The sequence below is a fragment of the Oscillatoria sp. FACHB-1407 genome, from assembly GCF_014697545.1.
GTDB lineage: Bacteria > Cyanobacteriota > Cyanobacteriia > Elainellales > Elainellaceae > FACHB-1407.
In genome coordinates, this window is record NZ_JACJSA010000020.1 from 105,775 (window position 1) to 118,150 (window position 12,376).

At 47.3% G+C, this 12,376-nt stretch carries 13 protein-coding genes; 4 read left to right on the forward strand and 9 right to left on the reverse strand.

The annotated features are described in order from the left end of the window. Nucleotides 1-21 precede the first annotated feature (21 nt). Both H6G89_RS26120 and H6G89_RS26125 read right to left on the reverse strand, forming a co-directional pair. Nucleotides 22-735, reverse strand: a complete 714-nt coding sequence (locus H6G89_RS26120; protein ID WP_190512109.1) for a hypothetical protein — start codon at nucleotides 733-735, stop codon at nucleotides 22-24. Between the two features lie 9 nt (nucleotides 736-744). Further along, nucleotides 745-1,764, reverse strand: a complete 1,020-nt coding sequence (locus tag H6G89_RS26125) for a hypothetical protein (RefSeq protein WP_190512111.1) — start codon at nucleotides 1,762-1,764, stop codon at nucleotides 745-747. Nucleotides 1,765-1,896: 132 nt separating this feature from the next. Here H6G89_RS26125 and H6G89_RS26130 point away from each other — a divergent pair, with 132 nt between their 5' ends. Both H6G89_RS26130 and murD read left to right on the forward strand, forming a co-directional pair. Beyond that, a complete protein-coding gene (locus H6G89_RS26130) occupies nucleotides 1,897-2,718 on the forward strand; it encodes a hypothetical protein (protein WP_190512112.1) in 822 nt (273 codons plus the stop codon). Nucleotides 2,719-2,760: 42 nt separating this feature from the next. Continuing rightward, the gene (gene murD, locus H6G89_RS26135) at nucleotides 2,761-4,149 is read left to right on the forward strand and encodes a UDP-N-acetylmuramoyl-L-alanine--D-glutamate ligase (protein ID WP_190512114.1); all 1,389 of its coding nucleotides are present in this window, start codon (nucleotides 2,761-2,763) and stop codon (nucleotides 4,147-4,149) included. A gap of 28 nt (nucleotides 4,150-4,177) precedes the next feature. On the opposite strand, the gene H6G89_RS26140 is transcribed toward murD, so the two are convergent. The 6 genes from H6G89_RS26140 to H6G89_RS26165 form a co-directional block, all read right to left on the reverse strand. Beyond that, nucleotides 4,178-4,588 carry a hypothetical protein gene (locus tag H6G89_RS26140; RefSeq protein WP_199336940.1) on the reverse strand — a complete coding sequence of 137 codons (411 nt, stop codon included), beginning with the start codon at nucleotides 4,586-4,588 and terminating at the stop codon, nucleotides 4,178-4,180. 190 nt (nucleotides 4,589-4,778) lie between these two features. Beyond that, complete coding sequence (locus H6G89_RS26145) at nucleotides 4,779-4,985, reverse strand: chlorophyll a/b-binding protein (RefSeq protein WP_190512116.1); 207 nt, start codon at nucleotides 4,983-4,985, stop codon at nucleotides 4,779-4,781. 105 nt (nucleotides 4,986-5,090) lie between these two features. Then, nucleotides 5,091-6,842 (reverse strand): ABC transporter ATP-binding protein, encoded by a 1,752-nt coding sequence (locus tag H6G89_RS26150; protein ID WP_190512118.1) that lies wholly within the window; start codon nucleotides 6,840-6,842, stop codon nucleotides 5,091-5,093. Nucleotides 6,843-7,069: 227 nt separating this feature from the next. Beyond that, the gene (locus H6G89_RS26155; protein WP_190512120.1) at nucleotides 7,070-8,098 is read right to left on the reverse strand and encodes a YdcF family protein; all 1,029 of its coding nucleotides are present in this window, start codon (nucleotides 8,096-8,098) and stop codon (nucleotides 7,070-7,072) included. 337 nt (nucleotides 8,099-8,435) lie between these two features. Beyond that, nucleotides 8,436-8,915, reverse strand: coding sequence for a tRNA (adenosine(37)-N6)-threonylcarbamoyltransferase complex ATPase subunit type 1 TsaE (gene tsaE, locus H6G89_RS26160; protein WP_190512129.1), 480 nt, complete (start codon nucleotides 8,913-8,915; stop codon nucleotides 8,436-8,438). Nucleotides 8,916-9,010: 95 nt separating this feature from the next. After that, nucleotides 9,011-9,235, reverse strand: a complete 225-nt coding sequence (locus H6G89_RS26165) for a Calvin cycle protein CP12 (RefSeq protein WP_190512131.1) — start codon at nucleotides 9,233-9,235, stop codon at nucleotides 9,011-9,013. A gap of 425 nt (nucleotides 9,236-9,660) precedes the next feature. Between H6G89_RS26165 and H6G89_RS26170 the strand changes: the two genes are divergently transcribed. Together H6G89_RS26170 and H6G89_RS26175 are read left to right on the forward strand one after the other, a co-directional pair. After that, entirely contained in the window at nucleotides 9,661-10,911 is a 1,251-nt protein-coding gene (locus tag H6G89_RS26170) for an FIST signal transduction protein (RefSeq protein WP_339384546.1), read from the forward strand. A 113-nt stretch (nucleotides 10,912-11,024) separates the two neighbouring features. After that, the gene (locus H6G89_RS26175) at nucleotides 11,025-11,786 is read left to right on the forward strand and encodes a class II aldolase/adducin family protein (RefSeq protein WP_190512133.1); all 762 of its coding nucleotides are present in this window, start codon (nucleotides 11,025-11,027) and stop codon (nucleotides 11,784-11,786) included. A 3-nt stretch (nucleotides 11,787-11,789) separates the two neighbouring features. Here H6G89_RS26175 and H6G89_RS26180 read toward each other — a convergent pair whose 3' ends face one another. Beyond that, entirely contained in the window at nucleotides 11,790-12,275 is a 486-nt protein-coding gene (locus tag H6G89_RS26180) for a hypothetical protein (RefSeq protein WP_190512135.1), read from the reverse strand. Nucleotides 12,276-12,376 lie beyond the last annotated feature (101 nt).

The following is a 12,376-nucleotide window of genomic DNA, read 5'->3' on the forward strand; positions in this document are numbered from 1 at the left end:
AAATGAGATGCCAATAATTTTTCACGTAACATCTGCTGTAACAGCTAAATCAGCTTGCTGATTTGCTGGTAGAGAAGGTATTGTTTTTGTTGTATGCCACTTAATTTCACTTTGCCAGCTGATTAAATCAATAAGACTGTTGCAGGTATTACATCTAATGGATGAAACATTTTTCATCACTGCATTCTGCTCATTGCAATGAGGACAAAAGATCACTCCATCACTGACATTGAGAAGGAGCTTATTCAAAATTGCCCTTTGTTCTTGAGTAAGAGTTTCCCCAAGTCGAGTTATTTTGAGTTTGGCACGGGTAAGGTTGCGACTGAAGTAATCCTTTGGGATTGGAATTAAATCTTCTTCAAGATGACTTAGTACGAGATTAGTTTGATTTACTGCCTCTCGAAATTGAAACAAAACCTCAAAAGCTGGATTTCGATCAATAGCTTGCATCAACAGAAAAAGACTATTTTGAAGCCTCACGACTAGATAAAGTGCATCTTTTTCCAATTCAGATTCAGCTAATTTGCGTTGGAGATCACTAATTTGATCTTTGCTTGTGTCAGAAAGTTCGTGATAGCGTTTCTCTAAAGCATCACGACTATTAATAAGTTCCTCATTAACCTTTTCAAGCTGTTTGACTGCTTGTCTGTCTTGTTCACCAGCAGCATGACTTGTAATTGCCCCAGCAACAAATCCAACAGCTGCACATAATCCTCCAATTATAAAAGGAAGCATAGGAAACTCCTACTCCTTATTATTAGAGGGAAGCAAAATTTGGTCAGAAGCTTGAATGCATTCTGAGGTAAATGAAGAAACAAGAGATTGATGAATTTTCAAGGATTCTGTGTAACGCTTGAGTGCTCCTTCTACCCCAGCCTCTCGTGGACGGTTCACAATTTCTGCACTAGTTTCCTTGGCTTGTGCAAGTAAAGCCATTGTTTTATCGTGTTCGTAGATTAATTCCTCTTCAACTCTTGATAAATATTGCAGTTGATCCTGAGTCAAAGATTTATAGTAACTGCGGACTTGGGTTTTGTGATCATCCAGGATTTGAAAGAACTGATGAATCATACCAACTCCGCCGACCACCAAAAGAGCAGGAGAAATGGCTGTAAGTGCAATAGCAACTGGGGGACAAGCAACAGCTATTGTGGTTACTGTGAAAGCAGAAACTGCCCCAATTCCACCACCAATTGCTGTTTCCTTTGCAGTTTCTAAAGCTGCTTGCTGAGCTGTAATTTCTCCTCGGACAACTCTCAATGAATTCTTGAGTAAAGCAAATGGAATAGTTGTAGCTGCACCAATTGCTGCTCCTTTTGGCATTGCCCCTAGCCCAGCTTTCATAGCCCCAGTCAGATTGTCAAACTGCGCTTTGACTTCTAGCCGTGCTTGTTCTTGTTTCGTCATTGAACGATCGCCACGGGCACGATTTGATGATTTGTCCTCCCACTTAATATTGTCGGGATGCGCTGACCCTCCTTTGCTGTGAGGTTGAATATGACTAGCATCCTTATTAGCTAGATATTCTTTGACATTTCTAGCAGCAGATTCCCCATCAACTCCTGCTCGCTGAGAAGGTGGGATCTTTTCGAGTAGCTGCTGCATTTCAGCTTGTGTGCGCCCTGCTCCTTCGCGGATTCCGCCTCTATAGAAATGGTTTACTTTTTCTGGGGTGAAGTTTTTAATGTTTTCTAAAGAAGCATGATGAACCTTAATATTAGCCGTAGCATTAACTGCTGAGTTGCGCTGAGAATCGTCTGACATCGTAAGAAAAGGGGTTTTGAGGGGTTAACATCTTTGATGAACCTCTATTTATCCTGGTACAGCGATTGCTGAAATGGCATCCGTGGAGCTTCTAGGCATACAAAAACTTTAAATTATGTAGAGAAAATTAGTATGGATTCAGATTCATCCCTCGTGGATTCCTCTGTACATCGCTCTTTACTAATCACACCTGGCGATCGCGTTCAGTTTGTCAGGCTTTACGTTCTTGCAACAGTCGTGTCCTGGTTAGTTGTTCAGTTTGTTTTATTGCCTCTGATTCTGCAACCTCTGCTACGATTTACAGGCTCTATCCAAGTACGCGAACTTTTGATTGGAGCAACTCTAGGTTTTGCTCAATGGCTAGTGTTACGGCGTTATATCCCAGTTAAGTATTGGGTTGCCGCCACTGCATTAGGCGCATTAGGAAGTGTTGTAATTTACGAAGTATGGTCACCGTTATTGGTTGTACCGCCATCTCAACCAGTGGACCCCCAAACTTCTTTGGGAAATTTATCAAACTTTGGAGGCATTAACGCTCCTCCATCGTTACCCGTCGCACTGCTAGCAAGCTTGCTCACCCCCCTGCTGCAAGGGTTAATTTTGAGTCGCTATACTCGCTTTGCGATGGGGTGGTTACTCGTTCCTACTGGGTTTACTCTAATGCTCTTCGTTTTTGGGGTTTTGAATGTGTTTCTATCGTTTATATCCCAACAATTCCTCCAATTTTCCATGCCAATTTTGATACCAGGATGTCAGGGAACAATGCAGGCGATCGCCCTGTGTCTGTTTCCGCGATCGCGTGGAGAGTCGCTTGAAGTTGAGGAGACGAGCAATCGCCCCAGTCTGTCACTGCCTCAGTTGACCGTTGTAACCCTGCTGGTTGTTGGCGGTGTAGCTCTATTGGTTGGGAGTCTAGAAATTTTGCTGCTGAGATTGCAGATGACGATCCGATGATAAGATGATGACTGCTCAACGAGGGGATCGTGGCGTTTGTCTATGCAGAATGCTTACGTAATTGGTCTTGGGCAGTCGGGCATCTCGGCTGCGCGGCTTTTGAAGCGAGAGGGGTGGCACGTCACCATTAGCGATCGCAACTTAGCAGAGGCACTTGCCAAAACCCAACAACAACTTGAAGCAGAAAGCATTGCGGTAAAGTTAGGGCACACCTTTGAGCCTGATCCAGTGTTGATGCAACGAGTGGTCGTGAGTCCCGGTGTGCGGTGGGACTTGCCTGCCCTGGTCAAAGCCAGAGAGTTGGGCATTGAGACGATGGGCGAAGTAGAGTTAGCGTGGCGATCGCTCCAGAGTTACCCCTGGGTGGGCATTACGGGCACCAACGGCAAAACGACGACGACGGCATTGATTGCAGCGATCTTTCAGGCGGCAGGGCTGAATGCACCTGCCTGTGGCAATATCGGCTACGCAGTCTGTGAGGTAGCATTGACCGTTCCGTCGGGTCAATCGTCTGACCCAAATGCTAAACCGTTAGATTGGGTGATTGCCGAGTTAAGTAGTTACCAGATTGAGGCATCCATCCATGTGGCACCCCAAATTGGCGTGTGGACAACCTTTACGCCTGATCATCTCAACCGCCACTACACTTTAGAAAATTATTTCAACATCAAAGCCCAGTTGTTGAACCAGTCCCAATATCGAGTGTTAAACGGCGATGACCCCTATTTGCGAGAGACGCTGCACCATACTGAGGGCGATCGCTGGGAGTCAACCTACTGGACGAGTGTGACGGGTAGAGCTAACCTGCCGGGAAAGACCCATCAGGGGGCTTATATTGAAGACGGTTTGGCATGGTTTCAGGATGAGCCGATTGTGCCTGTTTCTGCGCTGCGGATGGTGGGTGTACACAATCACCAAAATCTGTTGATGGCAGTGGCGACGGCTCGGTTAGCGGGAATTCCCAAAGAGGCGATCGCTCAAGCGGTTCATGACTTTCCGGGCGTGTCACATCGATTGGAACTGATTCGCACCCGGAATGGAATTCAATTCATCAACGACAGCAAAGCAACCAACTATGATGCGGCTCAGGTGGGATTGTCTGCGGTTGAAAGGCCAGTGATTTTAATTGCGGGTGGGGAAGCAAAAGCGGGAGATGATGCTGCCTGGTTAAATACAATTCAGGAAAAAGTCACAACGGTTTTGCTAATTGGTAGTGCGGCTCCTGCCTTTGCCCAACGGCTCAAAGAAGCCACAACCTGCCCCTTTGAAATTGTGGAAACGATGGATCGGGCAGTGGTTCGAGGGGCAGAGTTAGCCCCGCAGACTCAGGCAAAAGTGGTGTTGTTGTCGCCTGCCTGTGCCAGCTTTGACCAATATCAAAATTTTGAGCAACGGGGCGATCACTTCCGGCAGCTTTGTTTGGCGTTGTGATGTTGCTGGGCGATCGCCCCATCACTTTTTACCTGCCAAAATTTGAGCCACCGTTAGATGAATCTGAAGGGGAGCTAGCGGGATCAGGTGTGGGGGCAACACGCTCACTCAATTCTCTCAATTCTTCATTGAGTTCTTGTTGGCGTTGCAGCGTTGCTTCAAAATCTTCACGAGTTGCCAGATCTCCCTGCTGCATTTGCTGTAGGGTCTGTTCCAGGCAGGCATTTAATCCGGCAGCAAATTCGTAACGAGTCACAGGGCGATTACCCTGAAAGGGAAACTGCTGCGCATCGCCCTGGAAGGTCCCATCTGGATTACCAGACAGGCACCCCTGTTGGGGAGACTCTGGGGCGGGTGTGGACTGAGCTAATGCTGGGAGGGTAGAGGCGATCGCCACAGCATTAAACACGGCAATGGTCAGGAAGGAAAAGAGTTTCATTGTACAAAAGACTCGATGAAATTCGGGAAGATGCGCTTAATGACGATAGACCTATCTCGATTGTGTCATTTACGAAGAGAAAGAGCTTCAAAAGTAATTAGGACAGCTACGTCAGAGGTGCCTAACTATTTTTGAAGCTCCCATGCCTCAGTCATTACCGATCAAGGAGAGTTCTGAATTTAGACAAAAATTATTGCCCAGCGTAAGGAATTAAGTGCAGGACGTCACGCAAAACGCTGTAGCCGCCCAAATCCCACAGGAGGTAAGCGACGAAGCCAATCATTGCCAAACGACCATTCCACAATTCAGCCTGGGGGTTCCAGCCAAACAAGAAAGCATTCCGGTCAGCACCGTTATATTCTCTAGCAACGTTGGGTAAATCAGTTGAGTTGGTCATGGTTTTTATCCTCTTTTTGTTACAAATCTCAACATCTCTGTTGTAGTTCCCATAGTAGTTGCCCTATCTGGGTTTGCTGTCTGTCTAAAGTCTTAAAGTCCAAAATTATTGCAATATTTCTTCAAGTTTGTGTTGATCCCATAAGGTTTGATATAGCCCAGACTGGCTCACCAACTCGTTATGAGTGCCCGATTGAACGATTTTGCCCTGATCCATTACCAGGATGCGATCTGCCATTGCGGCAGCAGAAAGTTGGTGTGAGATAAAAATTACAGTTTTGCGACGAGTCCCTTCGGAGAGGTTTTTGAGAATTTCGGTAGCAGTTTGGTTGTCTACACTCGACAGGGCATCATCCAAAATCAGGACGGGTGCATCGACCAGTAATGCCCGTCCCAACGCACTGCGCTGACGCTGACCACCAGAGAGCGTAATACCCCGTTCGCCCACAATGGTTTTGTATTGCTGCGGGAAGTTGAGAATTTCCTGATGAATCTGGGCTTGCTTTGCCGAAGACTCGACTAAGGGTTGCTCCGCTACTGGGTCGCCATAGCGGATGTTGTTTTTGATGGTAGTGCTGAAGAGGAAACTGTCTTGAGGAACGTAGGCGATCGCCGACCGCAAGTCACGTAATCGGATCTGAGTAATATCGTACCCATCCAAAAAGAGTTGACCGGGGGCAATGTCGAGCAGCAGCGTCAGGGCATTTGCCAGCGTTGACTTACCAGAGCCGATAGGACCGACGATCGCCACCGTTTCTCCCGGTTGAATTGTGAAGTTGACATCGTCCAACGCTGGATGACGGGCATCAGGATAGGCATAGCTGAGATGCTGAGCCGTTAGCCATCCTTTCACCTCTGAGGGCTTGAGGGGGATGGCGTCGGGTGTATCTTTAATTTTGGGTTCCACCGACAACATGTATTCAATGCGATCGATGCTGACCTCACCCCGTTGATAGGCCGTGATCGTAAAGCCCAAAATCGCCGTGGGAAATACGAGCCGTTCTACATATAGAAGTAGTGCCAAAAAGTCACCGATGGTCAGAGCCCCACTGGCGATCGTTCCCGCACCCAACGCCAGAATTGCTAACAAACTGATGCTCGCCAACCCACCCAACAGTGGAAAGAGCATATTGCGCGTTTTTGCCAGCTTTAAGTTCGCTTTGAGCAGTTGTTGATTTAAATCCTGAAAAGCACGGCGTTCATTCTCTTCCTGGGCATAGATCTTAATTAGAGCCATACCGCTCATGTCTTCCTGAATTAGATCGCTGAGATTGGAGGTTTCCTCCTGTACGGCTAATTGCTCATTGCGGAGGCGATCGCTAAATAGGTGTACCAAAAAGAACATCACCGGATAGATGGCGATCGCAACCAACGTTAACCGCCAACTAATCAATAACATCACTGGCAATGTCAAACCATAGGCGAAAACTGTGTTGGCTAAACTCAACACCGCAAAGCCCAACAACCGTCGGATATTATCGACATCGCTGGTAGCTCGACTGATCAAATCACCAACCGTATTGTTGGCAAAATAGGCAGGTTCAAGTGTCAGGAGATGATTAAAAATACGTTGTTTTAAGTCAAATTCAACTTGCCGACCGACCCCAAATAACAGAATCCGAGATGCCATCCGCACGACCCACATGACCGATGCCAACACAAGAATGAGTGCAACGTAATACAACACTCGTTCAAAACTAAATGTCACTTGCAGGCGATCGATGCTATTGCGAATCAGTAGAGGAATGTAAACGCCAATCGCATTCACAACAAGCAGTGCAAGGATTCCTAGAACAGTCTGTCGCCAATGAGGACGCAGGTAGGTTAAGAGTTTTTGTAAACGATTTGAATTAGCCATGTAGTGAGGAGTTGATAGTCAATAGTCAACAGTCAATAGTCAATAGTCAATAGTCAACAGTCAATAGTTAATGGTTAACAGTCAATAGTTAATGGTTAATAGTCAATGGTTAACGAATCAGTAGCTTATAAGTGATGGCTATTAGTCGATGAGCAGTGATTGAGCGTGGGGAGAAGTGTTCGTCACTCTGTGTCATGAGCAATTGACAACTAACTACTGAGAACGACCTAGAAGGACACCGGATTTAACAGCCAACCCCGCAGGAAATAATAAACTGATGTCAGATATTCATCGACAACACGAGTGGTTAAAGCAAGTGCCTCAACATTCGGAACCAGATCGGATAGGAGAGCTAATCGCCTTCCCTCTCGCAGTTGAAAGGCAAAGAAATCAGTTGGTCGCGCTTGTGCCTGCAAGCCCACCTGAGCAAAGGCAGAGGTAGCTCGGCGAATATTAATCGCAGGCGAGATTAAGACGATCGTATCATTTGCCTTTTCATAGCCGCGTTCCACTAAGAGTTGTTCAACCTCAAGCGCACTACTTCGCACATCAACCCCTTCAGGCTCAATCAAAATCCGCTCTTCTGGCACTCCCGCACTCACGAGCAGATTGATCGTGTCTTCGGTTCGGTTTGCCCCTTCTGCACCGCTGTCAGGTTGAGGTCCAGCACTCACAATCACCAACGGAGTGTTGCCCTGGGCTGCCAGGTTTTGATAGATCTGACCAGCGTAATAGAGCCGCGACACCAATCCTGTACCGAAGCCATCTTCAGGACTGCTGAATTGCGTGCGGACTCCATAAGTCGGGTCGGCGGGTGAGGTACCATCACCGAGAATGACGATCGCCCTTACTGTAGAAGGATTTGGAGGACTATCCCCTTGAAGTTGCACGGTTGTGGATGCCGATCGCTCCGTTTGCGAGGCTAACCAATACGACACAATCGGTGTACTGGTGAAAAATAGAACCAACAGAGCGGCTACAACCTGATTAGCCGCGATTTTTTTAGTGCCTTCCTTGAGTGAATTGAGTAATAGAAAAATCGCGAGTCCCAGAGGTTTCAGCGGCAGAGACAAAATGCTCCAGACGGTTCCAACGGTTTTATTGGTCGGTTCTAAAAAAGCCAGAATGATAAAGGCAAATACGATTAATCCACCTAACCAGGTTAGATAAACTTTGTTAATAAATCGGCTGAAGATATACCAGATGATGGTGACAATCAGTACCCAAAGCAAAACTCGTGTTAGCAGTTCAAACATGGTTGTGTCCTCATCATCTGCTTCTCTTAAGTGTAGGAAACCAGGAAGCCATTTAACTTCGCTAGTGGAGTCTTTATCTGAGTTAATGCAGATGGAAAAAATTGGTAATTTGTTGCTGTTTTAGTGTATATCGATTTTTGACGAGTTACACCATATTTGCCAATGGAGTGGCGGTATCTACAGGGGTAAAGCCTCCAGCAAGAAGCTTCTAAGTCACTTGCAAGGCTCGTTTACGAAATGCTTTACCCTTAGCAAACAGGACTGATTGGACGCGGTTAGACAAACATTTCAGTTTGTAGAAACGATGATTGAAAGGGTGTTTTATTAGGAAGGATTCTTACAATTTAAGAGTAATCAGACGAGCGAATTCAGGCTCGAAGTCGCCCTTAAAAAGCAAAGCAATTTGACGACCTGCTACATCATGCTTAAGGGAGATTTGCAAATAGCGATCGGGATGGTACGGAAGGCGTTCTGCCCATTCGATCGCCACAATTCCAGGAGGGTATTCGATTCCTTCCCAATACAATTCTGGAGTGAGCGCAATAACCTCACTGGGAGAGAGCCGATACAGGTCAAAGTGATAAAGCGGTACTCGCCCTTCAAAATATTCGTTAATCAGATTGAAGGTTGGGCTGACCACGGGTTCTGTAATGCCTAACCCGCTTGCAATTCCCTGGATGAGAGTCGTTTTGCCGCTGCCCAAGTCACCGTCGAGCAGTAGGGTCGTGCCACTTAGGAGCGATCGCCCCAGGGTTACGCCCAATTCGTGGGTTGTGTCTGCATCTGGCAATGTTAGCGTCACGGACGGTTCAACCATAATGGGCTGTAAGAACTGAGTTCAAAAACAAAAGGGCAAGCACACGGGTGCTGCCCTCTCTCAAATGGCTAGTTAGAATGCCAGACCAATCAAGCTTAGTTGTCGTAAATCCGACATTCGTCAGCTTCGGGGTTTGCATCACAATACTGCTGAAGAGAGTTCTTGGGAGTCTCTTTTTGCCGCTGGTGAGCAGCTTCAGCTTGCAGTTCCTCAACTGCATCCCAAGCAGCGGCACATTCAACAGAGCCGTCACCCTTGATCTCGCATACACTGCGAGCTTCGTCACGTTCTTGTTCGATTTTGCTGTGGATATCGTTCATAGATTTTGGCTGTCTCAACTTATGTCCATCGGTATATTAGAGCATTCTTACTCTGAATGACTTGGTCTACTTGGGGGTTTCCAAGTCTGCCGTTGGTAGCTACTAGGCTGTAGCTGGCGGGTAACTATCTTCTAATAACACACAAACTTGGTGAATCGGAGCAAAATCCTGTTATAGATTTAAGATTTAACTTTCCTATCTCTGCGTTTGCGCGTTATGATTAATAGTTCTCTATACATATATTAACGCCTACAGGAAGAATTGCCTCTATCCTCGTAAGCAATTTTACTCAGTAGAATGATGGATAGAACCTCGAACCATTTCTAACTCAAGCCTGAGTGAATTTCTATAGTTGACAACTCTGAGGACTGATAGGATCGATAAAATTCCCAAGGGAAATGGCAATGACAGCGATGAATCAACCAATGCAATGGGTTAGTGGATTGTCAACCCGTCCTTCGTTGGAAACGGCGATTAAAGAGGTGGTTGAGCAAACTCAGCGATCGCTGCAATCTCCTCCTGACCTAGGATTGGTATTTATCTCATCGGCGTTTGCCAGCGAATATTCTCGTCTGATGCCGTTGTTGCAAGAGTATCTGTCAGTACCCACGCTCATCGGTTGCAGTGGCGGTGGTGTGATTGGCATTGATGCAACTGGGCAAACTCAGGAAGTCGAAGAGGAAGCGGCGATCAGCCTGTGTTTAGCCTGTCTGCCCGATGTCAAAGTTCATGCCTTTCATATCGCACCGGACAACCTGCCGGATCTTGATAGTCCTCCCAGTGCATGGGTTGATCTGGTCGGAGTGCCTCCCCAGGATCAACCCCAGTTTGTTTTGCTGGCAGATCCCTTCTCATCGGGGATCAACGACTTGCTTCAAGGATTGGATTTTGCCTATCCGGGATCAGCCAAAATTGGTGGTTTAGCCAGCGTTGGAGCCATGCGCCAGAGTAGTGGGTTGTTCCACAACTACCAATTGCATCGCGAAGGGGTCGTAGGCGTTGCTCTGAGCGGAAACATTGTGTTGGAGACGATAGTAGCTCAGGGATGTCGCCCCATTGGGCAGCCTTATCAGGTGGTTGAGGGCGATCGCAACATCCTACTGAAATTGGAGGAAAATTTCCCCAATCAGATCGGTGCTTCTGGGCAACCCCGCACCCCGCTAGAAATCTTGCAGGAGCTTTTTCAAGACCTGAGTGAAGATGATCGCCAATTGGCGCAGCACTCCCTGTTTGTTGGCGTTGCCCGCAATGAATTCAAGCAAAACCTGGAACATGGCGATTTTCTCATCCGCAATCTGTTGGGAGTAGATCCCCGCAATGGGGCGATCGCCATCGGTGATCGGGTTCGTCCCGGTCAGCGAATTCAGTTTCACCTGCGCGATGCCCACACTTCTGCCGAAGATTTGGAGATGCTGCTAAAACGCTACGACAACCAGCTATTGCTGGGGGCTGACTCTCCGACTCAAGCCTCGCCTGCGGGGGCGTTGATGTTTTCCTGTATGGGTAGGGGTGAAGGGCTCTATGGCAAAGCCAATTTCGACTCCCAACTGTTTAACCGCTATCTGAAAAACATCCCACTGAGTGGCTTCTTTTGTGGAGGGGAGATTGGTCCTGTTGGTGATGCCACCTTTTTACATGGCTACACTTCGGTATTTGGCATCTGTCATCAACCGTAGTGAGATTGGGAGCCAGCATTGCCTTAACCCCCTTAACTCCTCAGTCAAGACTCTTAACTCTCCAGCGATAGACCATGCCGTATGATGGACGCAGCATTCCATCTCAACGATCTATGTCTAAGTTTGAGTTCCCAACTCCCCCTGTATTTGAGCGGGTTGAAGATGAACGGCTACACCGCAAACAAAGGTTAGCCGCTGCGTTTCGGCTGTTTGCCCGTTATGGCTTTGACGAGGGAATTGCGGGTCATATCACCGTGCGCGATCCCGAATTTGCTGATCATTTTTGGGTCAACCCTTTCGGTATGTATTTTGGGCATATTCGTGTGTCCGATTTGCTGCTGGTCAGCAGCGAAGGAGATGTCATAAAGGGCAATGGCTTTGTCAACGAAGCAGCATTTTGTATCCATGCCCCCGTTCATGCGGCGCGTCCCGATGTAGTTGCAGCAGCGCACTCTCACTCGACCTATGGCAAGTTATGGTCAGCCTTTGGACGATTGTTAGACCCGCTAACCCAGGATGCCTGTGCGTTTTATGAAGACCATGCGGTGTTTAACGATTACACAGGTGTTGTTTTAAAGACATCTGAGGGAGAGAGAATTGCCAGCACTTTGGGCGATCGCAAAGCTCTCATTCTGCAAAATCACGGCTTATTGACGGTCGGGCACACAGTGGATGAGGCGGCCTGGTGGTTCATCACGATGGAGCGCAGTTGTCAAGTGCAAGTCATGGCAGAATCCATCGGTAACCCCCACAAAATTGCGCCAGACGTAGCACGCCTGACGCAGACTCAAGTGGGTACTCCTCATTTGGGTTGGTTTTGTTTTCAACCGCTCTACGACAAGATTGTTCGAGAAGAGCCTGATTTTTTGGATTAAGGATTATGTGTTGGAGGGTGAGGGGCGATCGTCATTTAAGATTGCTCCTACATAAGTTCCACCGACAAAGGAAATGCCACCATAGGACGACAGCAGCTTGTTGACATCCGATTCAGACAGGTTGAAGTTTTCGTCCGGTGTTGAGACGGTTAATCCAGAGATCGTCGGGTTGTCAAAGGTAAAGGATTCATCCGGTTCATAGTCTGTGTCGTCCATACTCTGAGGAAGTCGCACTGTGACGGTTCCATCCAGATGAACTGCCATGTCTAAAGACCCATAGCTAAAATCATCCGGTGTGGCTAAAGAACGGCTGTCCAGAGTACTTGTGATTGAAAGAAAAGAGCTATGTAAGTCTGCGTTGGGATAGGCAGCTTGAATAGCTGTAATTAGATCAGGTGGAATGTTGATGGAAGTGTCCATTCCCGAAGACAAATCCGTTCCTTCGTAAAACACATTCTGGAACAGTGGCAAATTGAGAACAATTGGCATCTTCTGTGTCGATCCTCGTAAAGGGCTTGAAACGACGTCTGCTGAGTCAGCAGAGGAGTTCATATAGCTTTGGTCAGAAAGCTTAAGGCAAAGGCAATGGC